This window comes from Streptomyces sp. NPDC042336 (assembly GCF_055581985.1).
In genome coordinates this window covers 13,100-37,967 of the sequence record NZ_JBVJEA010000009.1, presented here as the reverse complement: position 1 = coordinate 37,967, position 24,868 = coordinate 13,100, and the positions used below count along the sequence as shown (strand labels likewise).

Sequence of the window (24,868 nt, the reverse complement as noted above, 5' to 3'; positions counted from 1 at the left end):
CCCCACAGCGGTGGCGGACGACTGCCCCCAGCCAGGTCAGGGCTTCAGGCGGTCTGCTGCCGTCTGGACGCGTTCGTCCGTGGCCGTCAGGGCTACGCGGACGAAATTCTCGCCCGCCGGGCCGTAGAAGTCGCCCGGGGCCACCAGGATGCCGCGTTCGGCCAGGTGGGCGACCGTCTGCCAGCAGGACTCGTGGCGGGTGGCCCAGAGGTAGAGGCTGGCCTCGCTGTGCTCGATGCGGAAGCCGTGGCCGAGCAGGGCCTCGCGCAGCACGGCGCGGCGGGCCGCGTAGCGCTCGCGCTGGACGCGGACGTGCTCGTCGTCGCCGAGGGCCGCCACCACGGCCGCCTGGGTCGGCGCCGAGGTCATCATGCCGCCGTGCTTGCGGATCTCCAGGAGCGGGCCCAGGACGGCCGGATCACCGGCCAGGAAGGCCGCGCGGTAGCCCGCGAGGTTGGACCGCTTGGAGAGCGAGTGGACGGCGACCAGGCCGTCGTAGGAGCCGCCGTTGACGTCCGGGTGCAGCACCGAGACCGGGTCGGCCTCCCAGCCCAGCTCCAGGTAGCACTCGTCGGCGACGACGAGGACGCCGTGCTCGCGGGCCCAGGACACGATCCGGGTGAGGTCGGCCTTGGACAGGACCCTGCCGGTCGGGTTGGACGGGGAGTTGAGCCACAGGAGCTTCAGGCCCGCCGGGTCCAGCTCGGTCGGATCGTCGTACGCCTCGTACTCGGCGCGGGCCAGGCGCGCGCCGACCTCGTACGTCGGGTAGGCCAGGCGCGGGAAGGCGACGTTGTCGCCGGGGCCGAGGCCCAGCTGGGTCGGGAGCCAGGCGACGAGTTCCTTGGAGCCCACGATGGGGAGCACGTGGCGGTGGGTGACGTCACGGGCGCCGAGGCGGCGCTCCACCCAGCCGGTGATCGCGTCCCGCAGCGCCGGGGTGCCCCAGACGGTCGGGTAGCCCGGGGAGTCCGCCGCGTCGACCAGGGCCTTCTGGATCAGCTCGGGGACCGGGTCGACCGGGGTACCGACCGAGAGGTCGACGATGCCGCCGGGGTGGGCCGCGGCCGTCTTCTTGTACGGCTCCAGCTTGTCCCAGGGGAAGGTGGGAAGTCGGTCGGAGACTGCGGACACGGTGGGTGGCTCCCTTTCCTCGTCGGCGCCGGCACGGCAAACGCCTCGGTCCCGTGCGGCGCCGATCGGGGTGATCAGGCCGTACGGGACCGAGGCGGCACGGGTGCGGGCCGCTCTTACTGGTTCTGCGGCGGCAGCGCGGCGACGAAGGGGTGGTCGCGCTCGATCAGCCCCAGCTTGCTGGCGCCGCCCGGCGAACCGAGCTCGTCGAAGAACTCGACGTTCGCCTTGTAGTAGTCCTTCCACTCCTCGGGAGTGTCGTCCTCGTAGAAGATCGCCTCGACCGGGCAGACCGGCTCACAGGCACCACAGTCGACGCATTCGTCCGGGTGGATGTACAAGGACCGCTGGCCCTCGTAGATGCAGTCGACCGGGCACTCCTCGATGCACGCCTTGTCCTTCACGTCGACACAAGGCTGCGCGATGACGTAGGTCACGCTGTCGTTCCTCCTCGATAGGGCGCTGGCGGGCCTCCTCAGGCTCCGCCGCCTGGCGCGCGGGAGCGCGGCGTCGTCGATGCCCGCCCCTAGTATCTCCGTTCTTGGGCATGATCCGAACAGGAGGGGTGGACAGACCCGTGGAAATCTCTGCCGCAGGGCGACTTGAGGTCCGTATCACCGCTGCTGACGTGGGCAAACGAGTCTCCGTACGGCGCTTGAGCGAAGCTGGTGTCGCGGGTGAGAAGTTCACCGACACGGTCGGTGTTCTCACATCATGGACCGATGGTGTGCTGCTGATCACACGAAAGAGTGGCGAATCCGTCCGTGTCGCGGAGTCCGCCCTGGTCGCCGGAAAGGTCGTGCCGGCCGCACCCGCCCGCCGTCGCGGTCCCGCCGCGTCCTACGAGGAGCTGGCGCGCATCACCGCGCGGGCCTGGCCCCCGGTGGAGAGCGAGTGGCTCGGCGGGTGGGAGCTGCGGGCGGCGGCGGGCTTCACCCGGCGGGCCAACTCCGTGCTGCCGCTCGGTGATCCGGGCATGCCGCTCGACCAGGCGCTGACGGCCGTACGCCGCTGGTACGGCGAGCGCGGGCTGCCCGCGTACGTCCAGACCGCCACCGGCGCCGACGGCACGCAGGAGCTGCTGTGCGCGGAGCTGGAGCGGCGGGGCTGGGTCCGGGAGGTGACCGCCGAGGTGTGGACGGGCGGACTCGCGCCGGTCGCCGATCTGGCCGAGGGCACCGGTGTGGTCCTCTCCCGGGAGGCCGGTGAGACCTGGCTGGCCCGCTACCAGCGCAAGGGCGTGAGCGACGTGGCCCTGCGGGTGCTGGGCGGAGGGCCGTCGGTGTGGTTCGCCCAGGTGCCCGGTGCGGACGCGGCGGGTACCCCGGCGGCGATCGGACGGTGTGTCGTGGACGGGCGCTGGGCGTCCTTCGCGGCCGTCGAGGTCGATCCCGCGCAGCGGCGCCGGGGGCTCGCGACCGCCGTCATGGCCGCGCTGGCCCGGCGGGCGCTCGACGAGGGCGCGTCGGCGGCATGGCTCCAGGTGGAGACGGACAACGCGGGGGCCCGGGCGCTGTACGCCGGGATGGGCTTCGCGGCGCACCACGCCTACCACCACTACCGGGAGCCCGGGGATACCGGGACGGACCGGTGATCCTCCCATCCTCACCGTGACACCGCTGTGAAAGGGCACGAGCCGGCCATGCGTCATCCTCGACCACCCCAGCCCCCGTCGCCGGAGCGTTCGGCCGAACTGCGGCGGCGGTTCGCCGAAGAGGCGCGCTCCGAGCGGCCCGACCTGGTCACACTCTGCCTGCTGGTGGGCGCGGAGGCGGACGGTTCGCTGGACGAGGCGGGCCTGGACGCCGCGCAGGTGGAACTGGACCGGCTGGCGGGACAACTGCCGTTCCGGCCGGGTACCCCGCGGGCCTGGGCCACGGCGCTGCGGGACCTGCTCGGCGAGCGGTACGGGTTCCACGGGGTCGCGGCCGATTACCAGCGGCTGGAGTCGTCGCTGCTGCACGAGGTGCTGCGGCGCCGGCGCGGGCTGCCGATCCTGCTGTCGGTGGTGTGGCTGGAGGTGGCCCGGCGGGCGGGGGCGCCGGTGTACGGGGTCGCCTTGCCGGGGCACTTCGTGGTCGGGTTCGGGGCGGAGTCGGCACCGGAGTCCGGGCCGCTGGAGCAGCGGGTGCTCGTCGACCCCTTCGACGGGGGGCGGCTGCTGAGCGGAAAGGACGCGGAGGTGCTGGTCGCCGGGGCGACGGGGGCGGAGCTGCGGCCGTCGATGCTGGAGCCCGCGGCGCCGTTGGACGTCGTGTCGCGGGTGTTGAACAACATCCGGGCGTGGGCGGCCAGGCGGCCGGAGCAGTCGGCGGTGGGTCTGTGGGCGGTCGAGCTGGCGCTGCTGTTGCCGGCGCACGCGGCGCGGTTGCGGTACGAGCGGGCGAGGTTGCTGGTGCAGCGGGGGGATTTCCTGGCCGGGGCCGGGGAGTTGGAGGCGTACGCGGAGGTGGTGGGGGCGGTGGACCAGGCGGTCGCCGAGGAACTGCGGGGAGAGGCCCGGGCGGCCCGGGCGATGTTGAACTGAGCGCCGGCCGGTGTCGGCACGGGGTGGACCGCGCGGCCCGGCGCCTGCGGGGCGCGGCCAGGGAGGCCGCGCTACAGCCAGCCCTTGTTCCTCGCGACCTGGACCGCCTCCGCCCGGTTTCTGACCGCCAGTTTCTGGATGGCCGTGGAGAGGTAGTTGCGGACCGTGCCCTGGGAGAGGTGGAGGGCGGTGGCGAGTTCGGCGTTGGTGGAGCCGTCGGCGGCGGCGCGGAGGATCTCGCGTTCGCGGTCGGTGAGAGGGTTGGCGCCCTCGGCGAGGGCCGCCGCCGCTAGGACCGGGTCGATGACCCGCTCGCCCGCCAGCACCTTGCGTACCGCTTCGGCGAGCTGGGCGGCCGGGGCGTCCTTGACCAGGAACGCGTCGGCGCCGGACTCCATGGCGCTGCGCAGGTAGCCGGGGCGGCCGAAGGTGGTGAGGACGACCAGCTTCACGGCCGGCAGCTCCCGGTGCAGCAGGGCCGCCGCCTCGATGCCGGTCGCGCCGGGCATCTCGATGTCCAGCAGGGCCACGTCCACGCCGTGGGCACGGGCGGCGTCCAGCACCTCGTCGCCGCGCGCCACCTGGGCGACGACCTCGATGTCCTCCTCCAGGCCGAGCAGGGCGGCCAGCGCCTCGCGGACCATCGCCTGGTCCTCCGCCAGCAGGACCTTGATCGGGCGGCTCATGCCCCGGATCCTACGTCCCCGGCCGCGGCCGCCGGGACGCGCGCGACCAGCCTGAATCCCCGGCGGGACCCGCCCGCTTCCAGCGCGCCGCCGGCCTTCTCCAGGCGCTCGGCGAGACCGGTGAGGCCGTTGCCCGGGGCGTTCGCGGAGGCGGGACGGCCGGAGCCGTTGTCCTCCACCGACAGTTCCAGCACCGCGCCGTCCGGCGTCCGGCGCTCCAGCAGCTCCACCACGCAGCGCCGGGCGCCGCTGTGCCGTACGACGTTGGTCACCGCCTCGCGCAGCGCCCAGGCGAGGGCCGTCTCGGACTCCTCGGGGACACCGGTCAGGTCCGGCGCGCCGGGCACCTCGGCGGCCACCCCGGCGGCCGTCAACGCCATCTTGACGCCGGCCAGTTCGGTGGCGAGGCGGGCGCGGCGGTAGCCGGTGACGGCCTCGCGCACGTCGACGAGGGCCTGGCGGCTGACCTGTTCGATGTCGGCGACCTGCTGGGCGGCCTTGTCGGGTCGGGCGGGGAGCATGCGGCCCGCCAGCTCGCTCTTCAGGGTGATCAGGGAGAGCGAGTGGCCGAGCAGGTCGTGCAGGTCGCGGGCGAGGCGCAGGCGTTCCTCGTTGGCGGCGAGCTGGGCGACGGTGGCGCGGGCCTCGCGCAGCGCGAGGGTGGTCCGGATCAGCTCGCGCACACCGGTCATGGCGAAGCCGCCCAGCAGGGCCGGGAGCAGCAGCCCGGCGATGAAGGAGGTCCCGCCCGGCACCGTGAACGCGAGGGCGGTCAGCAGCGCGGAGGCGCCCGGGATCGTCCAGCGGGCCAGCCGCGGCGGCAGGGCGGCACCGGAGGCGATGGAGACGTACACGAACAGGACCAGCCACTCGCGGCCCAGGGTGAGGGCGAGGAGCGTGGACTGGGCCGCGAGAACGGCGAGGGAGCCGAGGACGAGGCCGGTCCGGTCGCCGCGGCCGGTGCGGAAGAGCAGCAGCATGTACCAGGCCACGAAGACGACGAGGCCCAGCCAGCTGAGGACCTGGACACCGACGGCGTGACCGCCGTGCAGCAGGTCACGGACGGGGGCGCTCAGATAGGCCAGCCAGATGGCCGTCCACATGACCTTGACGGCCTTCTGCCTGCGCATCTCCGGGCGCTGCCCCATGCCGACGCCGCTCACGCCTTCAGCGTGTCCCCCCTGTGCGCCCGCGTCAGCTGGGGTCGGTGTCGATCACGGCGACCCGGTCGGTCTTGCTCTTCAGCGCCTGGCGCATGGCGCCGTAGACGTCCTGGGGGGTGACGGCCGTCTTCTCGCCGTTGGCCCGGGTGATGAGCACGCCGTCGAAGGTCTGGCCGTACAGCTCCTTGAGGGCGTTCAGGTCGGGCTTGTCGACGAGCTTGCCGTCGACGGCCGTGACCCTGAGGAACTTCCACAGCGACTTCTCGGGGCTCATCGGGATGGAGTGCGCGGCGTCCGTCTGCACGGTCACCCTGGCCGACATGGCCGGCTCGGCGAACTCCTTCAGCATCCGGTCGACCTCGGCCTTGGAGACCGTGGGCTGCTTGGTGGTCGTCGGCACGTTCACCGCGGTGGCGGTGCCGGTCTCCACCTGGGCGCGGTACGCGGCCTGCACGGCCTCGGTGGACTTGGCGACGTCTATGCCCTTGCCGGCCTTGCCGTACACGGGGACGGCCTTGCCCGACTCGAACTTGATCGTGCCCTCGGTCACCGACCCGGCCCCGCCCGCGGCGTTCTCCAGGGCGGCGTGCAGCTTCTCCTCGTCGAGGGGCATGACCGGGTCGACGACCCGCTTCTGGCCGAAGAGGGAGCCGATCACGGACATCGGGTTGTAGTCGCTCGTCGCCGCGTCGCTGGCCGTGGCCTGGGTGTCGAGCTGGAGCCCCGCCTGGTCCGGCTTCAGGGAGACGGTGTCGCCGCCCACCGTGAGCTTGAGCGGCTTGGCCGCGCGGTCACCGAGGGCCTTGTCCAGCTTCTCGACGGCGTCGTCGCGGGTGCCCCCGCCGATGTCGACACCGAGCACGGTGGTGCCCTTCGGCACGTCGGAGCGGTTCATCAGCAGGCCGGCGCCGTAGGCGACACCGGCGACGACGACCAGGCCGCCGACGAGCAGCGGGAGCTTCTTGCGCCCCTTCTTCTTCTTGGCGGGCTTGGCGGAACCGGCCGGCGGTGCCGAGACCGGCTCGGGCAGCTTGGGCGGCGTGTGCGGCAGCGGTCCGTCCCCGGACCCGGCCGGGAACGGCGCGGTGCGCTCACCCGGTACGACGGGGATGCCGCTGGTGACGGTGTTGCCGGAGATGTTGTCCGGGTTGCCCATGCCGGGGGGCACCGGCCGCTGCGGGGTGAGGATCGCGGTGTCGTCGCTCAGTCCGCCGCCGGGGCCGGGGCGGGTGGCGCCCGGGCCCGCGCCGGGCCCGGAGCCCGCGGGACCGCCGGGGCCACCCGGCCCGCCGGGGCCTCCCGGGCCGCGCAGGCCGTTCGGTGCGGGCTCGCGCCGCCCGGCCGGTGCTCCGGGGCCGCCGGACATTCCCAGGTCGCCGAGGTCGCCGGCCGGGGGCGGCGACAGCCGGCTGTCGCCGGTGGCGGGACCGCTCGTCGGGCCCGCGGGGGCCTGGGGTCCGTTGCCGTACGGGGACTGCCCGTTCAGGCCGTTCTGCTGCGCGCCGGGGGCGCCGGGGCCCGGGTCGGCCTGTCCCTCCCCCGTGAAGTACGGCAGGTCGTCACGGCGCGGCTCGCCACCGGCGTCGGTGCCCGGCCGGGGTCCGTTGCCGTTTCCGTTGCTGCCGCCCAGTGGACCGGCCGCCAGCGCCTCGGTCACGTCGAAGGAACCGGTGCCTCCGCCGTGGCCGGGCGCCACGGGCCCGCCGGTCGCACCCGAGCGGGCGGCGCCGCCCGCGGACCCGGGCCGGGAGCCGGGCGCGCCCATGGAGCCGACGACGCCACCGGGACGGCCACTCCCGCCGCCCGGCCGCGCACCGGCACCAGAAGCACCCGCACCCGCGGGACCTGCCCCGCGTGCGCCCTGCGCGCCCGGACCCCCGGCGGCCGCCGCGGAACCGCCGTGCAGACCGGCGCCGTTGGTGGAGCCGCCGCCCTGAGTGCCCTTGCCCGGAGCCGACTTGCGTGGCGCGAACCAGTCGCTCGTCGGCTTCTCCTCGGCGGACTGCGCGGGCTCGGCGGGAGCCTCGGGAGCGGCGGCCGTGGGCGCGTCGGCGCTCGGCGCCGGCGCGGGCCGCTCGCCCGTCGTCTCCGTGTCGTCGGCGGCGTCGGCGGCGTCGGCGGCGTTCGCGGTGTCCGCGACGGGCTTGCGCACGACGACCGGCGGAATGGGCCGCGACCCGGGGATGTTGATCCGGATCCGGGTCGTCAGCGTCGTCTCGGTCTTGCGCTCCTCCGGTCGGGCGGCCGAACGGCTCGCGTCCGCACCGGCGTCGGAAGCCGTGGGTGTCCCGTAGGGCGGGGTGCCCGACGGGTATGCGGCTCCGCCGCGCCCGTGGGGCCCGGAGGACGAACTGTCAGTTTCACGACTCAAGGCAGGTTCTCCCGGTTGGCTCCGCCGCCCGTCACGCCTTCAGCGGGCGGCTCGGCGGCGCGCACCACCATACTGGCCACTTCTCGCGCGTATCCCGTGACCGCCGGGGAAACCCACACGGGACTCGCACGCCCGCGGCACGGTGAAGCGGTACGTCACTTGCGAAGTCGGGCGGGGCCGCCGTCCGGTTGCCGCACCGGCGCGAGGGTGGCGCAGATCACAGCAACGGCGATCCCGCCGAGCAGAAAGAGATAGGAGCCGGCGCCGGCGGCGAAGAGGAAGTCGCCCTCCGGCCGGCTGGTGGTGAGCAGCACCACGGCGAGCGCCCAGCCGAGGGCGGGCGCGGCGGCCCCTCCCCGGCGCCCCACGGCCCGGCCCGCCCCGACGCACAGCCCCGCCTCGGCGGCCAGCGCGAGCAGCAGCCCGCCCGGGAACCAGGCCGGCTGCACCAGCGCGCCCCCCACGCCCAGGACGGCGCCGAGCACGAAGAGCCCGACGTACAGGACGGCCCGGCCCGGCGAGGGCGGGCGCAGCGGCTGGGCGAGGGCCGGGCTCACGGGCTCGTCGCGGCCGCTCACGAGGCCACCTCGCTCTCGGGGGTCGCGGTGATCCCGGCGAACAGGTCGTTCTCGAGCCCGTCGCCGCCGCCCCGCTCGCCGCGCACCAGTTCGTAGTGCTCGGTGGTGAGGAGGGGCTGGGCGAGGTCGTTGGAAAGGACGAAGTACGGTTCGGCGACCGTGATCTGGGTGGCGTGCGCCCGCATCGCGGCGGCCTTGGCGGCGGCGTACGCGGTGCCCTCGCCGTGGATCTCGGTGGTGATCCGCTCGTCGTCGACGACGCCCGGCACGTCCTCGACAGCGGCCGCCTTCTCGAAGGGCAGGCCGGGCAGGTCGTCCCGGAGCCGGGCGAAGGCGTCCTCCACGTACGAGCGCGGCACGCGGTTCCAGTAGACCTTGGCGACGGGGCACCCGGCCTCGGCCGCCAGCTCCACCGCCCGCATGGCGATGCGGTGGGCCTGGATGTGGTCGGGGTGGCCGTAGCCGCCGTCCGGGTCGTAGGTGACGAGCACCTGGGGGCGCACCTCGCGGATCACGTCGACGAGCAGGGCCGCGGCCGCGTCGACGTCCGCCTGCCACAGGCAGCCGGGGTCGTCGTTGTCGGGCAGCCCCGCCATCCCGGAGTCGGCGAACCGCCCCGGCCCGCCGAGCAGCCGGAAGTCCTCGACGCCGAGCGCGCGCATGGCGTCCGCCAGCTCGCCCCTGCGGTGCCCGCCGAGGGCGGCGCCGGACAGGTGGGCGAGCCCGGGCGGGATGACCTCGCCCCGCTCGCCGAGGGTGCAGGTCACCAGCGTCACGTGCGCGCCCTCGGCCGCGTACCGGGCCATGGTGACGCCGTTGTTGATCGACTCGTCGTCCGGGTGCGCGTGCACCAGCAGCAGACGCCGGCCGGGGAGTTCCGTCATGGGACCAGCTTATGAGGCCCGCGCTCCGTCCTCACGTCCGCACCGGCCGTGCGGAACCGTCCGGCGAGGAGGCCCGTGTCGGCGTCGACACCGACGTCAGAAGTTGATGCTCCCGATCATCCCGGCGATGTTGGTCGTCAGATCGGTGATGGTGGGAGCGATCGTCGAGGAGGCCAGGTAGAAGCCGAGGAGCATGCACACGATCGCATGCCCCGCCTTCAAGCCGGACTTCTTGACCAGCAGGAAGACGATGATCGCCAGCAGCACAACCGCCGAAATCGAGAGTGCCACGGCGGCTCACCTCCAATGGGCCCAGGGACATGGGGGGGTCGGTCGCAGTCGAAGCTTCGGGGCAGATAAATCCACGCAGCGGGCACCTGGTTGATACCCACTATGCGCTAGTGATCATAACTATCCGTGCGCGCGCATCCCTCGGCGCACGGCCGCACAAGGGGGCGCATGGCCAATATGGTCAGGGCATGACGACCGAGTCCGACTCCTTCCCCAAACGGCACGCCCGCACCCAGCGGTTCACGCTCGGCGCGCCGCGTTCGTTCACCGTGGCACCCGATGGTTCACGGGTCGCCTTCCTGCGCTCCGGTACCGGTACGGACCGGGCGAATTCCCTGTGGGTCCTGGACGTCGAGGAGGGCGGGGAGCGCGTCGCCGCCGACCCTCGCGCCCTGCTGGGCGGCGCCGAGGAACGCCTGTCGCCCGAGGAACGGGCCCGGCGCGAGCGCAGCCGCGAGGGCGGCGCCGGGATCGTCGGCTACGCCACCGACTCGGCGGTCGAGCTGGCCTCCTTCGCGTTGTCGGGGCGGCTCTTCGCGGCCGAGCTGCGGGTCGGCACGGCGCGCGAACTGCCCACCCCCGGGCCGGTGATCGACCCTCGCCCCTCCCCCGACGGCCGGCACGTCGCGTACGTCGCCCAGGGCGCCCTGCGGGTCGTGGGCGCCGAGGGCGACGGGGACAGGGCGCTGGCGGAGGCGGACGGCGAGGGCGTCACGTACGGGCTCGCCGAGTTCGTGGCGGCCGAGGAGATGTCGCGCAGCCGGGGCTTCTGGTGGAGCCCGGAGTCGGACCGGCTGCTGGTGGCGCGGGTGGACGACACGCCGGTGCAGCGCTGGTGGATCTCCGACCCGGCCCACCCCGGACGTGATCCACAACACGTGCCGTACCCGGCGGCGGGGACCCCCAACGCGGACGTACGGCTGTTCGTGGTCGGCCTCGACGGGGGGCGCACGGAGGTTCTCTGGGACCGGGTGCGCTATCCGTATCTGGCGCGAGTGCACTGGTCAGCGGCGGGTGCGCCACTGCTTCTCGTACAGGCGCGCGACCAGCGCAGCCAGCTGTTCCTGGCGGTGGACACCGAGTCGGGGACGACACGGATGGTGCACGCCGACGAAGATCCAATTTGGCTGGATCTCTTCCCCGGGGTGCCCTGCTGGAGCCCCTCGGGACAGCTCGTGCGGATCGCCGACGAGGGTGGGGCGCGGGTGCTCGCGGTGGGTGAACGACCCCTCACCGGAGCCCAGTTGCACCTGCGGGCGGTGCTGGACGTCGGGGCCGACGACGTGCTGGTCTCCGCCTCGGCGGGCGAGGACGCGGCCGAGGCGGAGACCGGCGAGGTGCACGTCTACCGGGTCAACGAACTGGGCGTCGAACGCCTGTCGCAGGAGCCCGGCGTTCACTCGGCGGTCCGGGCGGGAGGCGTGACCGTGCTCGTCTCCGCGACGCTCGACCGGCCGGGCGCCCGCGTCCGGGTGCTGCGGGACGGGAAACCCGCGGCGACCGTCGCCTCGTATGCGGAAGACCCCGGTTTGTCCCCGCGCGTCACCCTCACCCAAGGGGGCGCACGGCGTGTCCCGTGCGCCGTGCTTATGCCAACGGACTACCACGGTGACACCCCCCTCCCGGTCCTCCTGGACCCTTACGGTGGCCCGCACGGCCAGCGCGTCGTGGCCGCGCACAACGCGCACCTCACCTCGCAGTGGTTCGCGGACCAGGGGTTCGCGGTGGTCGTCGCCGACGGGCGGGGCACCCCGGGACGCTCCCCGGCCTGGGAGAAGGCCGTCAAGGACGATCTGGCCGCCGTCGTGCTCCAGGACCAGGTGGACACGCTGCACGCCCTCGCCGCCGACTTCCCGCTGGACCTGGACCGCGTCGCCATCCGGGGGTGGTCCTTCGGCGGCTATCTGGCCGCCCTCGCGGCGCTGCGCCGGCCGGACGTCTTCCACGCCGCCGTCGTGGGCGCCCCGGTCACCGACCTCAGGCTCTACGACACCCACTACCAGGAGCGGTACCTCGGCCACCCCGGTGAGCAGCCGGACGTCTACCGCCGCAACTCGCTGATCGACGACGCCGGACTGGTCGACGCCGCCGAGCCGCACCGGCCCATGATGGTGATCCACGGGCTGGCGGACGACAACGTGGTGGTCGCCCACTCGCTGCGCCTGTCCTCGGCCCTGCTCGCGGCCGGCCGGCCGCACGAGGTGCTGCCCCTGTCCGGAGTCACGCACATGACCCCGCAGGAGTCGGTCGCCGAGAACCTGCTGCGGCTCCAGGTGGACTTCCTCAAGCGGTCGCTGCCCGCCCCGGCGTGACGGCCGCCGTGTCACCCGTATGCCAACCCCTTTGACACGCGGGTAACTTCACCGAAGCGGTCCCGACACACGGGCCCGCCACGCTGATCGGCGTACGGCCGTGCGGGTGCCGTAAGCGGGCCGGGGACCATGTCACCCCGGCCCGCTGCCCTTGCCGTCCCCCTCGCCCTCGGGCGGCACCACCTGCTTCTCCTCCGCGAAGTGGCAGGCGGAGTCGTGCGCCGCGGGGCCGGAGACCGAGCGGAACTCGGCGGGGACGGCCAGGGCCGGAACCTCCAGCGCGCAGCGCTCCCGCGCCTTCCAGCAGCGGGTGCGGAAGCGGCAGCCGGAGGGGATGTTGGTCGGGGACGGGACGTCGCCGGCCAGGATGATCCGCTCGCGGTGCTCCCGGGCCTCCGGGTCGGGCACCGGCACGGCGGACAGCAGCGCCTGGGTGTAGGGGTGCGTGGGGTGGTCGTAGATCTCCTCGTCCCGGCCCGTCTCCACGATGCGACCCAGGTACATCACGCCGACCCGGTCGGAGATGTGCCGGACGATCGACAGGTCGTGGGCGATGAAGATGTAGGAGAGGTCGAACTCGTCCTGGAGCCGGGCCATCAGGTTGATCACCTGGGCCTGGACGGAGACGTCGAGGGCGGAGACCGGCTCGTCGGCGACGATGATCTCCGGGCGCAGTGCCAGGCCCCGCGCGATGCCGATGCGCTGGCGCTGGCCGCCGGAGAACTGGTGGGGGTAGCGGTTGATGTACTCCGGGTTCAGGCCGACCACGTCCAGCAGTTGCTGGACCCGCTTGCGCCGGTCGCCCTTCGGGGCCACCTCCGGGTGGATGTCGTAGGCCTCGCCGATGATGTCGCCGACGGTCATACGGGGGTTGAGGGAGGTGTAGGGGTCCTGGAAGACCATCTGGATGTTCCGGCGGACGGACTTCAGGGCCTTGCCGGACAGCCGGGTGATGTCCTCGCCCTTGTAGCGGATCTCCCCCGCCGTCGGCCGCTCCAGGTTGACCAGCATCTTGGCGACCGTGGACTTGCCGCAGCCGGACTCGCCGACGATGCCGAGGGTCTCGCCGCGGGCCAGTTCGAAGTCCACGCCGTCGACGGCCTTGACCGCGCCGACCTGCTTCTTGAAGAGGATGCCGGAGGTCAGCGGGTAGTGCTTGACCAGGCCGCGGACTTCGAGGATCGGCTCCGTGGTCTCAGCCATGCAGACACTCCCTCCAGAAGTGGCAGGCGCTGCCCCGCTCGGCGTCGGAGTCCGTGACGTCGTACAGGGGAGGGACGTCGGTGCGGCAGACGTCCTGGGCCATCGGGCAGCGGGGGTGGAAGGCGCAGCCGGGCGGGATGCGGGTGAGGTTGGGCGGCAGGCCCTTGATGGCGTACAGCTCCTGGCCCTTCTGGTCCAGGCGCGGGATCGACTCCAGCAGGCCGCGGGTGTAGGGGTGCGCCGGGGCCTTGTAGATGTCGTGGACGGGTGCCGTCTCCACGATCCGCCCCGCGTACATGACCGCGATCTTGTCGGCGACGTCGGCGACCACCCCGAGATCGTGGGTGATGAGGATCAGGCCCATGTGCAGTTCGCGCTGGAGCTCCGCGAGCAGGTCCATGACCTGGGCCTGCACGGTGACGTCCAGGGCGGTGGTCGGTTCGTCGGCGATGATCAGCTTGGGTTCCAGGGCCATCGCCATCGCGATCATGATGCGCTGGCGCATGCCGCCGGAGAACTGGTGCGGGTACTGCCGGACCCGCTCCTTGGCGGCCGGGATGCGGACCCGGTCCATCAGCTCGACCGCCTTGGCGCGGGCGTCCTTGCGGGACATGCCCCGGTGCACGGTGAACATCTCGCCGAGCTGGTCGCCCACGGTCAGGACGGGATTGAGCGAGGACAGCGCGTCCTGGAAGATCATCGCCATCTCGGCGCCGCGGACCTTCCGGCGTTCCTCCTCCTTCAGTTTCAGCAGGTCCCGGCCCTCGAAGAGGACCTCCCCCGCGGTGATCCGGCCCGGCGGGATGTCGAGGATGCCCATGACGGTCTGGGCGGTGACGGACTTGCCGGAGCCGGACTCGCCGAGCACCGCGAGGGTCTCGCCCGCGTCCACGCCGTAGCTGACGCCGTTGACGGCCTTGGCGACGCCGTCCCGGGTGTGGAACTCCACGTGCAGGTCGCGCACTTCGAGCAGCATGCGGTCGCTCACCTCAGCTTCGGGTCGAGGGCGTCGCGCACCGCGTCGCCGAGCATGATGAACGCGAGGACGGTGATGGCGAGCGCCCCGGAGGGCCACAGCAGCGCGTGCGGGGCGTTGCGGACGTAGGGGGCGGCGGCGGAGATGTCGATGCCCCAGGAGACGCTGGGCGGCTTGAGACCGACGCCGAGGAAGGACAGGGTCGCCTCCAGGGAGATGTACGTGCCGAGCGCGATGGTCGCCACGACGATGACCGGGGCGACGGCGTTGGGCGCGATGTGCCGCAGCAGGAGCCGGGAGTTGGAGGCGCCCAGCGCCCGCGCGGCCTGCACGTAGTCGTTCTGCTTGGCGGTGATGACGGAGCCGCGGGCGATGCGGGAGATCTGTGGCCAGCCGAGCAGCACGATGAAGCCGATGACCGGCCAGACGGTGTTGCTGGTGATGACGGAGAGCAGCACGAGTCCGCCCAGGACGACCGGGATCGCGAAGAAGATGTCGGTGATCCGGGACAGGACCGCGTCCCCGCCGCCGCCGAAGAACCCGGCGAGGCCCCCGAGGACGCTGCCGAGGACGGCGACGCCGAGCGTGGCGAGGATGCCGACCGCGACCGAGGTGCGGGCGCCGTAGACGGTACGGGTGTAGACGTCGCAGCCCTGGCCGTTGAAGCCGAAGGGGTGACCGGGCTGGGAGCCCTCTTGGGCCTTGGCCAGGTCGCACTTGAGCGGGTTGCCGGAGGCGATCAGGGACGGCCAGATGGAGATGACGACCAGGAAGAGGATCACCAGCGCCGAGATGATGAAGACGGGATTGCGGCGCAGGTCGTGCCAGGCGTCGGACCACAGGCTGCGGGGCTTGTCCCGCGGGTCCGCCCCGTCCGGTCCGGGCGGCTGCTCCAGCGTGACCGCCTCGCTGGTGCCGAGGTCCATCGTCCCGCCCATGCCGGTCCCGGCGATGGCGCGTTCGGGCTCGTAGGGCTCCTGATCAGGCATAGCGGATCCTCGGGTCGAGTACGGCGTACAGGAGGTCGACGACGAGGTTGGCGACAAGGAAGACGAGGACCAGGACGGTGACGAAGCCGACCACGGTCTGGGTGTTCTGGCGCAGGATGCCCTGGTAGAGCTGGTAGCCGACGCCGTGGATGTTGAAGATCCGCTCGGTGACGATGGCGCCGCCCATCAGGGCGCCGATGTCGGTGCCGATGAAGGTGACGACGGGGATGAGGGAGTTGCGCAGCAGGTGCCGGGTGATGACCCGGTGGCGCGGCAGGCCCTTGGCGATGGCGGTGCGGACGTAGTCGGAGCTCCGGTTCTCGGCGATGGAGGTGCGGGTCAGCCGGGTGACGTAGGCCAGCGAGACCGACGCGAGGACCAGTCCGGGGACGATCAGCTCGCCGAAGAGCGCCTCGGAGGAGACGGCCGGGTCGATCCAGCCCCACTTGACGCCGAGCAGCAGCTGGAGCAGCAGGCCGGTGACGAAGGTGGGCACGGAGATGACGACGAGGGTCAGCAGCAGCACCCCGGTGTCGACGGGGCGGCCGCGGCGCAGGCCGGTGACGACGCCGAGGATGATGCCGACGACGATCTCGAAGAGGATCGCGACGATGGTGAGCCGGATGGTGACCGGGAACGCCGTTGCCATCAGCTCGGTGACCGGCTGGCCGTTGAAGGCGGTGCCGAAGTCGCCGGTGAAGACGTTGCCCATGTAGGTGACGTACTGCCGCCACACGGGCTGGTCGAGGCCGAACTCGTGGCGCAGCTGCGCGGCCGTCGCCGGGTCGCACTCCCGGTCGCCGCACAGGCCCGCGATGGGATCGCCCATCACGTTGACCATCAGGAAGATCAGCAGCGTGGCCCCGATGAAGACCGGGATCATCTGGAGCAGCCGCCGGACGACGTAGCGTCCCATGGCGCCCCCTCAGCCGACCTTGATCTCGTTGTAAACCGGGACGCTGAACGGGTTGAGCTTCACGTTGGAGAGCCGGTCCGAGTAGCCGGCGCTGCCGTTCTGGTACCAGAGCGGGATCGCGGCCATGTTGTCGCGGACGACCTCCTCGGCCTGCTGGAAGGTCTTGACGGCCTCGGCGGTGTCGGTCTGGCCGTTGGCCTTGTCGACCAGCCCGTCGAAGTCCTTGTTGGACCACTTGCCGTCGTTGGAGGAGGCGTTGGTGTAGTAGAGCGGCTGGAGGAAGTTCTGGATGAGCGGGTAGTCCATCTGCCAGCCGGCGCGGAAGGGACCGCTCATCTTCTTGCCGGTGATCTGGTTGCGGAAGTCGGCGAAGGTGCCGACCGGGTTGCCGGCGCAGGCGCGGTCGTTGTCCAGGGCGTTGTTGATGGAGTTGCAGACCGCGTCGACCCACTGCTTGTGGGAGCCGGTGTCGGCGTTGTACGTGATCTTGACCTGGCCGCCGGGGAGCCCGCCGCCCTCCTTGATCAGCTTCTTGGCCTGGTCGGGGTCGTACTCGCAGGCGTCGCCGCACAGGCCCGGCTTGTAGCCGCCGTCCTTGCCGAGGACGGGCGAGGTCCAGTCGGTGGCCGGGGTGCGGGTCTGCTGGAAGATCGTGTCGGTGATCTGCTTGCGGTCGATGGCCATGGACAGGCCGGTGCGGACCTTGTCGGAGCCGGACTTGTTCCAGTCGTCGTCGTAGAACGGGAAGGCCAGGGTCTGGATGATGCCGGCGGGGGTGTTGATGTACCGGTCGCCGAGGTCGTTCTTGACGTTCTTGAGCTGGGCGGCCGGGACGTCGTCGACGAGGTCGAGGTTGCCCGCGATCAGGTCGGTGTATGCGGTGTTGTTGTCGGTGTAGACCTTGAGGTCCACACCGCCGTTCTGCGCCTTGTCCGGGCCGGGGTAGTCGTCCCACTTGCGCAGGGACATCTGTGAGCCGCGGGTGTAGTTGTCGACCTGGTAGGGGCCGTTGCCGACGGGCTTCTTCAGCCAGGCGTCGTGGTCGTCGAAGAACGCCTTGGGCAGCGGCGCGAAGGCGTTGTAGCCGAGGGTGTCGGGGAAGCTGGAGAACTTCTGGTTGAGCTTGACGGTGAAGGTGCGCGGGCCGGTCACCCTGAGCCCGGAGAGCGTGTCGGCGCTCTGCGAGCCGCTTTCGGGGTGCACCTTGTCGTAGCCGTCGATGTACGCGAAGAAGTACGCGTTGCGCTGGTTGTTCTTCAGGCTCGCGCCGTAGTTCCAGGCGTCCACGAAGGACTGGGCCGTGACCTTCTCGCCGTTGCTGAAGGTCCAGCCGTCCTTGACGGTGACGGTGTAGTTCTGCGAGTCGGAGGTCTCGATCTTCTCGGCGAGCATGTCCTTGGCCTCGCCGGTCTCGGGGTCGTACTTCTTCAGCCCCCGGAAGACCATGTCGAGGACCTTGCCGCCCTGCACCTCGTTGGTGTTGGCCGGCTCCAGCGGGTTCTGGGGGTCGCCCCAGGAGGAGCTGAGCACGCCGCCGCCGTCCCCGCCGCTGCCCCCGTCCCCGCCCCCGCCGCCACAGGCCGTCGCCGCGAGGACTACCGTCGCCGCGCAAGCGGCCCATTTGGCGTGCGTGGCTCCGCGCATGGAGTGCCTCCTCGTGCCCTGACTCGTCCGCTGGTCCGTTCCGGTCCAGCCTCAGGGGGCGTACTCGGGGGCGCACACCCGTCCGGTCCATACGGGTTGCCGGCGTCCTCCGGACGGGTGCGGGGGCGGCGGCATGCGGAAGGGCGGCGGCGGGAGTCGTCCTCCCGCCGCCGCCCTTCGGCGCCGTGGTCGCGTGCCGGTCAGGCCTTGGAGACCGCCGCGCCGCCGTCGGCGTCGTCCTCCATCGCCTTCAGGCCCGGGTCCAGGACGATGTCCTCGGCCCTGGCCTCCGTCGAGCCCTCCTCCGGGAAGTGGCAGGCCGTCAGGTGGCCCTCGCGGTTCCCGGAGATCTGCACGAGCGGCGGCTCCTCGGTGGCGCACTTGTCCTGCGCCTTCCAGCACCGGGTGCGGAACCGGCAGCCGGAGGGCGGCGAGATCGGCGAGGGAACGTCGCCCTCGAGCCGGATGCGCTGCTTCTTCTCGGCGTCGAGGTCGACCTCCGGCACCGCGGACAGCAGGGCGTGCGTGTACGGGTGGCGGGGGCGGTTGTAGAGCGAGTCGCGGTCCGCGATCTCCACGACCTTGCCCAGGTACATCACCGCGATGCGCTGCGAGAAGTGCCGCACGATCGCCAGGTCGTGGGCGATGAAGACGAACGCGATCCCCATCTCCCGCTGCACCTCCTGCAGCAGGTTCACCACCTGGGCCTGGATCGACACGTCGAGGGCCGAGACGGGCTCGTCGGCGACGATCAGCTTCGGCTCCAGGGCGACGGCGCGCGCGACACCGATGCGCTGGCGCTGGCCGCCGGAGAACTCGTGCGGGAAGCGGTTGTAGTGCTCCGGGTTGAGACCGACGATCTCCAGGAGTTCCCGGACGCGCTTCTCCCGGCCGCCGGGCGGGTTGATCCCGTTGATCTCCATCGGGCCCGAGATGATCGTTCCGACGGTCTGCCGCGGGTTCAGCGACGCGTACGGGTCCTGGAAGATCATCTGGATCTCGGACCTGATCGGCGCCAGCTGTCGCCGGTTGGCGCGGCTGATGTCCTGGCCCTTGTACTCGATGGTCCCGTGGGTGGGTTCGTACAGGCGGGTCAGCAGCCGGCCGGTGGTCGACTTGCCGCAGCCGGACTCACCGACGAGGCCGAGGCTCTCGCCCGGGTAGACCTCCAGGTCGACGCCGTCGACGGCCTTGACATGGCCGACGGTGCGCTTGATCGGGAAGCCTCCCTTGATCGGGAAGTGCTTCGCCAGGTCCCTGACCTTGAGGAGCGGGCCGGTGTCACCGTCCCGCTGCTGCGGGAAGGTGTCGGCCACCGCTGTCTTCGTCTTGCTGTTGTCGCTCATGGTGATGCCCCAGTCGCCGGTTTCCGCTCAGCCCAGCCGGGGCTGAATCTTGTCGATGAAGACCTGCTGCCGCTGGTCCCCCGTGAGGTGGCACGCGGCGGCGCGTCCCTGGCCGAGCAACGGGCGCTCGCCCGAGCAACGGCTGCCGGAGACCAGGTCGGTGAAGCCGCACCGCGGGTGGAACGCGCACCCCGAGGGCGGGTTCAGCAGGGAGGGCGGCGATCCCGGGATCGGCATCAGCGGCTCGTCGACATCGGAGGTGAGGTTCGGCATCGAGCCCAGCAGGCCCCAGGTGTACGGGTGCTGCGGGGACTTGAGCACCTCGCGCACCGTGCCGCGCTCGACGGCCCGGCCCGCGTACATGACCATGATGTCGTCGGCCATGTTGCCGACCACGCCCAGGTCGTGGGTGATCATGATGATCGCGGAGCCGAACTCCTGCTGGAGGTCCTTGAGCAGGTCGAGGATCTGGGCCTGGACGGTCACGTCGAGCGCCGTGGTGGGCTCGTCCGCGATGAGCAGGTCCGGGTTGCACGAGAGGGCCATCGCGATCATGGCGCGCTGACGCATACCGCCGGAGAACTGGTGCGGATAGTCGTCCACCCGCTGCTGCGGGTGCGGGATGCCGACCTTCTGCAGCAGGTCGATGGCGCGCACCCGGGCGTCCTTCTTGGACGCGCCGTTGTGCTTCATGAACGGCTCCGCGATCTGGCGGCCGACCGTGTAGTACGGAGACAGCGCGGTCAGCGCGTCCTGGAAGATCATCGCCATCTTCTTGCCGCGCAGCTTCTCCAGCTGCTTCTCACTGGCGTCGGTCAGCTCCTGGCCGTCCAGCCTGATCGATCCGTCGATCGCGGTCCTGCGGCGGTCGTGCAGGCCGAGGACGGCCAGGTTGGTCACCGACTTGCCGGAGCCGGACTCGCCCACGATGCCGAGGGTCTTGCCCCGCTCCAGGTCGAAGGAGAGCCCGTCCACCGCCTTGACGACGCCGCCCTCGGTGGAGAAGTGGACCTTGAGGTCGCGCACCGAGAGGAACGAGTCTCCCGCGGCGGCGGCCGGGGCCTCTTCGGGCTTGGTCTGAGTGGTCACGGTGGTTCTCCTAGGACAGGCGCACGCGCGGGTCGATGACGGCGTACAGGGCGTCCACGATCAGGTTGAAGACGATGATGAGCGCGGCACTGACCAGCATGACGCCCATCAGCATCGGCAGGTCCTTGTCAGTGACGGACTTCAGTGCGAGCCGGCCGATCCCGGCCAGGCCGAACGTCATCTCGGTCACCATGCCGCCGCCCATGAGGGCGGACAGGTCGATGCCGAGGATGGTCACGATGGGAACGAGGGAGCCGCGCCAGGCGTAGCGGAAGAAGGTGTAGTTGCCCGACATGCCCTTGGCGCGGGCCGCCCGCACATGTTCTTCCTGCAGCTGCTCGATCATCGAGGAGCGGCTCATCCGGGTGTAGTTGGCGGTGAAGATGGTCGCCATGACGACCCAGGGGATCAGCAGGCCCATGAACCAGCCGCCGAGGTCCTCGGAGAAGGGCACGTACTTCGGCTTGTCCAGCCAGCCCGTCGAGTACACCAGCGGGATCATCACCAGCGGGCCGAGGAAGTAGATCTGCAGCGAGCTGATGACCAGCGAACCGGAGCTGAACGTCTTGTCGATCCAGGTGCCGCGGAACTTGGCGGCCAGGAGACCGGCGCCGAGGCCGAGCGTGAGGAAGACGAGCAGGCTGCCGAGGGTCAGCGAGATGGTCACCGGGAAGCGGTCGAGGATCGTGTCCCAGACGTTCTGGTTGTTGGCGAAGGAGACGCCGAAGCAGGGGGCGCTGCAGTGGCCGACGGCGAAGTCGCGGCCGGCGAAGATGCCGATCAGGAAGTTCCAGTACTGCACCGGGACCGGCTTGTCGAGGCCCAGGTTCTGGTGAATGATCGCCAGCGCGTCCGGAGTGCAGTTCTTGCCACAGGCCAGCATGGCCGGGTCCTGCGGGATCGCGAAGAACATGAAGAAGGTGAAGGCACTGATCAACACCAGGATCAGCGCTGCGCCGAAGGTCCGGCGAATCAGGAATTGAAGCATGGCAGACAGCTGCTCTCAGGACTGCGGCAGTCGGATGGGGAGGTCTGGAGGGGATCAGGGCCCGGTGGGGGCGCTCCGCCGCGCGCCCCCACCGGTCTCCCGACCGAGCGGACTACTTCTTGAGGAAGATCCGGGTGACGTCCACGTAGCTCGAGTCCGAGCTGTAGCGGATGCCGCCGATGTTGGAACCGAAGATCTGGAAGACCTTGGTGTAGTAGATCGGGGCGGCCGGGTTGACTTCCTTGGAGATGTACTCGCTCAGCTCGGCCCAGGCCTTGGTGGCCTCCGCCGTGTCCGAGATCGTCTCGATGCGCTTGATCTCGGAGTTCACGTGCTCGTCGTTGATGTGCGAGTAGTTCGACGAACCGTCCTGGATCTGCGTGCCGTCGTACACCGGCGGGATGACCGTGGAGGCGGACGGCCAGTCCTGGCCCCAGCCGGTCATGTACAGGTCGTAGCCGTTCTTGACCTTGCCGACCTGCTCGTACCAGGTGGCGGAGTCGATCTCCTTCTTCTGGATGTCCAGACCGATCTTCTCCAGGGCGTCGGCGATCAGGACGGCCTGCTTCTGGCGGGTCGGCGTGTTGCCGTAGGCGTAGACGAGGCTCTTGCCCTCGAAGCCACCCTCCTTGATCAGCTTCTTTGCGGCCTCGATGTCACCGTTCGGCTTCTTGAGCCGGTTGAACGGGTCGAACTTGTCGTCGTAGCCCGGGGTCGTGGGCGACATCAGCGAGTTGGCGACCTCACCGCCGTAGGCGCCACCGTCGGCCTTGAAGACCGAGTCGGAGGGCAGCGCCAGGGTGATCGCGTCACGGAGCTTCTTGTCCTTGATGCGGTCCAGATTGAAGTTGAGCTGCCACACGTACGGGGCGTAGCCCTGGATCGTGCGGTTCTTCATCGCGTCCTTGTCGCCGACCACCTTCTGCAGCTGCGTGGTGGCGACCTGACCCGTGAACATCATGGCGTTCTTGGCCTCGCCCTGGTCGGCGAGGAGGGTCTTGGTCTGGTCCTCGTCGTCGTGGTTCATCGAGATGTTGAACCCGTCGACGTACTGGTGGCGCACCGAGTCGGACTTCGGGTCCCACTGGGTGTTCTTGACCAGCTTCATGGACTTGCCCGGCTTGAAGTCGGCGATCTTGTACGGGCCGACGGCGACGGGGGCGTTGTCGTACTTCTCCTTGGTGTCCGTCTCCTCCGGCACGACGCTGTAACCGGGCATGGTCAGCATCTGCGGGACGTCGGGACGCGCCTTCTTGAAGTGCATGACGATCGTCTTGTCGTCCGGCGTCTCCAGGACGGAGTCGGGCAGGTGCTTGCCCTTGTCCGGGCCCGCGTAGGCGTCGCGGTAGGTGGTGCCGTCACCCGACAGCCACTGCTGCAGGTAGGTCGGGCCGTCGGTGATGTAGTTGGCGTAGAGGCGCTCGATCGTGTGGCGGATGTCCGCCGAGTTGATCGGGTTGCCGTTCGCGTCCTTCAGGTTGTCCTTGAGGGTGTACGTCCAGGTCTTGCCGCCGTCGGACGCCTTGCCGGCGTCGGTGGCGAGGTCGCCCACGACGGTCAGGTTGCCGTTCTCGTCCTCGTCGTACTGGGTCAGACCGCGGAAGATGAGGCGGCTGAGCAGCTTGCCGTCCGAGACGTAGATCTGGCCCGGGTCCAGGTGCGAGAAGTCCGCCTCCTGGTACACGGTCGCCACGCCGCCCGGCTTGGCGCCCGGGACCTCGGGGGCCGGGCCCGTGGACGCCTGCGCGTCGCCGATCTGCACCGGCTTCGACTGCGACTTGGCGTCTTCCTTCTTCTTGCTGTTGTCCTTGGCGGAGCTGCCGCCGTCGCCGCCGCCGCAGGCGGTGAGGGTCAGGGCGCCGGCTGCGACCGCGACTATGGCGGCCGTGGCGGTGCGGTTGCGGAGAATGCTCATAGGGACGAATCCACCTGCCTGTGAGTAGTGAGCACTGCTGGTACGTGGCCGGGGCCGGGCTGAGCGGCACCGAACCGGCCGGGCGAGGATGTGGGGGGTCCCCCTGGCCTCAGCGGTTTCCCTTGGGGTCGAAGGCGTCCCGGATCGAGTCACCGAGGAGGTTGAAGGCCACCATGAAGATCACCATGGCGACGCCGGGGAAGAGCATGTAGTAGGGGTCCTGCTCGACGATGTCCGCGCCGATGGCGAACATCCGCCCCCAGTCCGGCGTGGGCTCGACGTACCCCACGCCCACGAAGGACAGGAACGCGATGCTGAGGATGGTGCTCGGCAGCGTGAGCGTCGCCTGTACCAGCGTCGGAGTGACGATGTTGGGCAGCAGCTCCTTGCGGAGGATGCGCCAGGGCGAGGCCCCGGAGATGCGGGCCGCCTCGATGAACTCCCGGTCGCGCAGGGACATCGTGGCGCCCCGGACGATCCGGGCCATGCTCATCCAGCCCAGGAAGGACAGCACGATGATGATCGCGGAGGCGCGCACATAGGTGGGCGTCTCCTTGTCGGGGGCGACGAACACCGTGGTGATGACGGGCATCGCGGCGACGAAGAAGAGCTGGCTGGGCAGTGCCATGAAGAAGTCGGTGATCCGGCCGAGCCAGTAGTCGATCTTCCCGCCGAAGTAGCCGCCGGCCAGGCCGATCAGGACGCCCAGCACCGTCATGATGAGGGTCGCCGCCAGCGCGGTGGCCATCGAGTTGCGCATGCCGTACAGCAGCTGGGTGAACACGTCGCGGCCGAGGCCCGGTTCGATGCCGAACCAGAAGTCGCCGTCGATGCCGCCGAAGGGCGCGGCCGGCATGGTGAACATGTCCAGGAGGTTGGGGTTCTCCTGCCCGTACAGGGTATACGGGTCCTTGCCGTAGACCTTCGAGATCAGCGGCGCCGCCGCGGCGATGACGAAGAAGAACAGGACGATGCAGGCAGAGATCACACCGGCCCGGTCGCGCTTGAAGCGCGCCCACATCAACTGGCCGGGCTTGCGCCCTTCCGGCTCCTTGGGCTTCGGGGCGTCGCCCTGCGGCGCGCTCTCTTTGTCCAAGACGGAAGAGGCTTCAGCACCCTCAATCTCGATTGGACTTGTCATGATTCGTCCATTTCACAGGTAGGAGGTCGTCGGGAGTGCACGCGGCCGACGGCCTTCGCACGGCGTACGTCTTCCGCAGCGCGCGAGGGGAACAACGACGGAGGGGCGACACCGCCCCCGGAGAACCCTGGCTCGCGGTCGGCGGCTGCCGACCGACGGCACACGACGTCAAGGAAGTTCGCGACGCCGGGCCGCTGCCGCATCAACCGTGACGGCACTGAACGCACCCGCGGGGCCTACACCTGCCATCGGGGACGACGCGACCCATATGGCGCTTGTGGCACCTCGCATGGGTTCCTCCTCATGAATCCGCTGGTTCACCGCAAAGAGGAGCACGCGACACATTCCGGCCACCGGCCGGTGATGGGATCGCCTGGCACCCTCACGCTCGCGAGCCTGCGCCCCGTCAGCGCGTGACCCGTTTATCCGAGCTCTACGCGCCTAACTATCTGCCATCCTCCGGGGAACGAACCACTGGTTCGAGGTCTCGGTTCGATCACAGATAGGGGCCAGATCTTTCAAAATCCGGACAAAGGGTTTGGTACGAGATCGCTGCGAAACGGACTTGTTACACATCTAACGGTGGTGACCGTCCGTATAACGGACGTCCGCGCGACAGAAATTGATTGCGCGTAACGTGCGGTGGGTGCAAGCTGACCCACAGGTATGTCCCGCGCCCGGCACGTCCGTCGGCGCCGGCCGCCGGACCGCCCGG

At 70.7% G+C, this 24,868-nt stretch carries 21 protein-coding genes; 3 read left to right on the top strand and 18 right to left on the bottom strand.

Features of this window, described 5'->3' with window-relative positions; all coding sequences use genetic code 11:
* Positions 1-36: 36 nt before the first annotated feature.
* Both ACZ6IM_RS20375 and fdxA read right to left on the bottom strand, forming a co-directional pair.
* Complete coding sequence (locus ACZ6IM_RS20375; RefSeq protein ID WP_469557980.1) at positions 37-1,134, bottom strand: bifunctional succinyldiaminopimelate transaminase/glutamate-prephenate aminotransferase; 1,098 nt, start codon at positions 1,132-1,134, stop codon at positions 37-39.
* A gap of 116 nt (positions 1,135-1,250) precedes the next feature.
* Positions 1,251-1,571 carry a ferredoxin gene (gene fdxA / locus ACZ6IM_RS20370; RefSeq protein ID WP_003973842.1) on the bottom strand — a complete coding sequence of 107 codons (321 nt, stop codon included), beginning with the start codon at positions 1,569-1,571 and terminating at the stop codon, positions 1,251-1,253.
* A 140-nt stretch (positions 1,572-1,711) separates the two neighbouring features.
* Between fdxA and ACZ6IM_RS20365 the strand changes: the two genes are divergently transcribed.
* Both ACZ6IM_RS20365 and ACZ6IM_RS20360 read left to right on the top strand, forming a co-directional pair.
* Complete coding sequence (locus ACZ6IM_RS20365) at positions 1,712-2,728, top strand: GNAT family N-acetyltransferase (RefSeq protein WP_469557976.1); 1,017 nt, start codon at positions 1,712-1,714, stop codon at positions 2,726-2,728.
* 48 nt (positions 2,729-2,776) lie between these two features.
* A complete protein-coding gene (locus ACZ6IM_RS20360; protein WP_052840848.1) occupies positions 2,777-3,661 on the top strand; it encodes a transglutaminase-like domain-containing protein in 885 nt (294 codons plus the stop codon).
* 71 nt (positions 3,662-3,732) lie between these two features.
* Here the strand turns inward: ACZ6IM_RS20360 and ACZ6IM_RS20355 are convergent, their stop codons facing one another.
* The 6 genes from ACZ6IM_RS20355 to ACZ6IM_RS20330 form a co-directional block, all read right to left on the bottom strand.
* Positions 3,733-4,347 (bottom strand): response regulator, encoded by a 615-nt coding sequence (locus ACZ6IM_RS20355; protein ID WP_469557972.1) that lies wholly within the window; start codon positions 4,345-4,347, stop codon positions 3,733-3,735.
* Complete coding sequence (locus ACZ6IM_RS20350; RefSeq protein ID WP_469557970.1) at positions 4,344-5,510, bottom strand: sensor histidine kinase; 1,167 nt, start codon at positions 5,508-5,510, stop codon at positions 4,344-4,346. The genes ACZ6IM_RS20355 and ACZ6IM_RS20350 overlap by 4 nt, the downstream gene beginning before the upstream one ends.
* A 31-nt stretch (positions 5,511-5,541) precedes the next feature.
* Positions 5,542-7,881, bottom strand: a complete 2,340-nt coding sequence (locus ACZ6IM_RS20345; RefSeq protein ID WP_469557967.1) for a hypothetical protein — start codon at positions 7,879-7,881, stop codon at positions 5,542-5,544.
* Positions 7,882-8,036: 155 nt separating this feature from the next.
* Entirely contained in the window at positions 8,037-8,459 is a 423-nt protein-coding gene (locus ACZ6IM_RS20340; RefSeq protein WP_469557965.1) for a DUF6113 family protein, read from the bottom strand.
* A complete protein-coding gene (gene mshB / locus ACZ6IM_RS20335; RefSeq protein WP_469557963.1) occupies positions 8,456-9,343 on the bottom strand; it encodes an N-acetyl-1-D-myo-inositol-2-amino-2-deoxy-alpha-D-glucopyranoside deacetylase in 888 nt (295 codons plus the stop codon). Before mshB ends, ACZ6IM_RS20340 begins: the two co-directional genes overlap by 4 nt.
* Before the next feature lie 96 nt (positions 9,344-9,439).
* Entirely contained in the window at positions 9,440-9,634 is a 195-nt protein-coding gene (locus ACZ6IM_RS20330) for a hypothetical protein (RefSeq protein ID WP_052840854.1), read from the bottom strand.
* A gap of 188 nt (positions 9,635-9,822) precedes the next feature.
* On the opposite strand from ACZ6IM_RS20330, the gene ACZ6IM_RS20325 reads away from it, so the two are divergent.
* Positions 9,823-11,946: a S9 family peptidase gene (locus ACZ6IM_RS20325; protein ID WP_469557960.1), complete on the top strand. Its 2,124-nt coding sequence runs from the start codon at positions 9,823-9,825 to the stop codon at positions 11,944-11,946.
* Positions 11,947-12,078: 132 nt separating this feature from the next.
* On the opposite strand, the gene ACZ6IM_RS20320 is transcribed toward ACZ6IM_RS20325, so the two are convergent.
* From ACZ6IM_RS20320 to ACZ6IM_RS20275, 10 genes are all read right to left on the bottom strand, one after another.
* Positions 12,079-13,149 carry an ABC transporter ATP-binding protein gene (locus ACZ6IM_RS20320; protein ID WP_469557957.1) on the bottom strand — a complete coding sequence of 357 codons (1,071 nt, stop codon included), beginning with the start codon at positions 13,147-13,149 and terminating at the stop codon, positions 12,079-12,081.
* Positions 13,142-14,125: an ABC transporter ATP-binding protein gene (locus ACZ6IM_RS20315; RefSeq protein ID WP_052840940.1), complete on the bottom strand. Its 984-nt coding sequence runs from the start codon at positions 14,123-14,125 to the stop codon at positions 13,142-13,144. The genes ACZ6IM_RS20320 and ACZ6IM_RS20315 overlap by 8 nt, the downstream gene beginning before the upstream one ends.
* Positions 14,126-14,133: 8 nt before the next feature.
* Entirely contained in the window at positions 14,134-15,114 is a 981-nt protein-coding gene (locus ACZ6IM_RS20310) for an ABC transporter permease (RefSeq protein WP_052840857.1), read from the bottom strand.
* Positions 15,107-16,030, bottom strand: a complete 924-nt coding sequence (locus ACZ6IM_RS20305; RefSeq protein ID WP_052840858.1) for an ABC transporter permease — start codon at positions 16,028-16,030, stop codon at positions 15,107-15,109. The genes ACZ6IM_RS20310 and ACZ6IM_RS20305 overlap by 8 nt, the downstream gene beginning before the upstream one ends.
* Positions 16,031-16,039: 9 nt before the next feature.
* Positions 16,040-17,674, bottom strand: a complete 1,635-nt coding sequence (locus ACZ6IM_RS20300; protein WP_052840859.1) for a peptide ABC transporter substrate-binding protein — start codon at positions 17,672-17,674, stop codon at positions 16,040-16,042.
* A 200-nt stretch (positions 17,675-17,874) separates the two neighbouring features.
* Positions 17,875-19,020 carry an ABC transporter ATP-binding protein gene (locus ACZ6IM_RS20295; protein ID WP_052840860.1) on the bottom strand — a complete coding sequence of 382 codons (1,146 nt, stop codon included), beginning with the start codon at positions 19,018-19,020 and terminating at the stop codon, positions 17,875-17,877.
* Positions 19,021-19,047: 27 nt separating this feature from the next.
* On the bottom strand, positions 19,048-20,109 hold the full coding sequence (locus tag ACZ6IM_RS20290; protein WP_052840861.1) for an ABC transporter ATP-binding protein: 1,062 nt from the start codon (positions 20,107-20,109) through the stop codon (positions 19,048-19,050).
* A 10-nt stretch (positions 20,110-20,119) separates the two neighbouring features.
* The gene (locus ACZ6IM_RS20285) at positions 20,120-21,097 is read right to left on the bottom strand and encodes an ABC transporter permease (RefSeq protein WP_052840862.1); all 978 of its coding nucleotides are present in this window, start codon (positions 21,095-21,097) and stop codon (positions 20,120-20,122) included.
* 112 nt (positions 21,098-21,209) lie between these two features.
* Positions 21,210-23,012, bottom strand: a complete 1,803-nt coding sequence (locus ACZ6IM_RS20280; protein ID WP_052840863.1) for an ABC transporter substrate-binding protein — start codon at positions 23,010-23,012, stop codon at positions 21,210-21,212.
* Between the two features lie 109 nt (positions 23,013-23,121).
* Entirely contained in the window at positions 23,122-24,153 is a 1,032-nt protein-coding gene (locus ACZ6IM_RS20275) for an ABC transporter permease (RefSeq protein ID WP_052840864.1), read from the bottom strand.
* Between the last annotated feature and the right edge of the window lie 715 nt (positions 24,154-24,868).

What these genes read in the sequence shown, in the direction of transcription:
- ACZ6IM_RS20310 (WP_052840857.1), bottom strand. Translation starts at nt 15,114, where the DNA reads ATGCCTGATCAGGAGCCCTACGAGCCCGAACGCGCCATCGCCGGGACC.
- ACZ6IM_RS20305 (WP_052840858.1), bottom strand. Translation starts at nt 16,030, where the DNA reads ATGGGACGCTACGTCGTCCGGCGGCTGCTCCAGATGATCCCGGTCTTC.
- ACZ6IM_RS20360 (WP_052840848.1), top strand. Translation starts at nt 2,777, where the DNA reads ATGCGTCATCCTCGACCACCCCAGCCCCCGTCGCCGGAGCGTTCGGCC.
- mshB (WP_469557963.1), bottom strand. Translation starts at nt 9,343, where the DNA reads ATGACGGAACTCCCCGGCCGGCGTCTGCTGCTGGTGCACGCGCACCCG.
- ACZ6IM_RS20355 (WP_469557972.1), bottom strand. Translation starts at nt 4,347, where the DNA reads ATGAGCCGCCCGATCAAGGTCCTGCTGGCGGAGGACCAGGCGATGGTC.
- ACZ6IM_RS20315 (WP_052840940.1), bottom strand. Translation starts at nt 14,125, where the DNA reads ATGCTGCTCGAAGTGCGCGACCTGCACGTGGAGTTCCACACCCGGGAC.
- ACZ6IM_RS20325 (WP_469557960.1), top strand. Translation starts at nt 9,823, where the DNA reads ATGACGACCGAGTCCGACTCCTTCCCCAAACGGCACGCCCGCACCCAG.
- ACZ6IM_RS20285 (WP_052840862.1), bottom strand. Translation starts at nt 21,097, where the DNA reads ATGCTTCAATTCCTGATTCGCCGGACCTTCGGCGCAGCGCTGATCCTG.
- ACZ6IM_RS20295 (WP_052840860.1), bottom strand. Translation starts at nt 19,020, where the DNA reads ATGAGCGACAACAGCAAGACGAAGACAGCGGTGGCCGACACCTTCCCG.
- ACZ6IM_RS20280 (WP_052840863.1), bottom strand. Translation starts at nt 23,012, where the DNA reads ATGAGCATTCTCCGCAACCGCACCGCCACGGCCGCCATAGTCGCGGTC.
- ACZ6IM_RS20320 (WP_469557957.1), bottom strand. Translation starts at nt 13,149, where the DNA reads ATGGCTGAGACCACGGAGCCGATCCTCGAAGTCCGCGGCCTGGTCAAG.
- ACZ6IM_RS20300 (WP_052840859.1), bottom strand. Translation starts at nt 17,674, where the DNA reads ATGCGCGGAGCCACGCACGCCAAATGGGCCGCTTGCGCGGCGACGGTA.
- ACZ6IM_RS20275 (WP_052840864.1), bottom strand. Translation starts at nt 24,153, where the DNA reads ATGACAAGTCCAATCGAGATTGAGGGTGCTGAAGCCTCTTCCGTCTTG.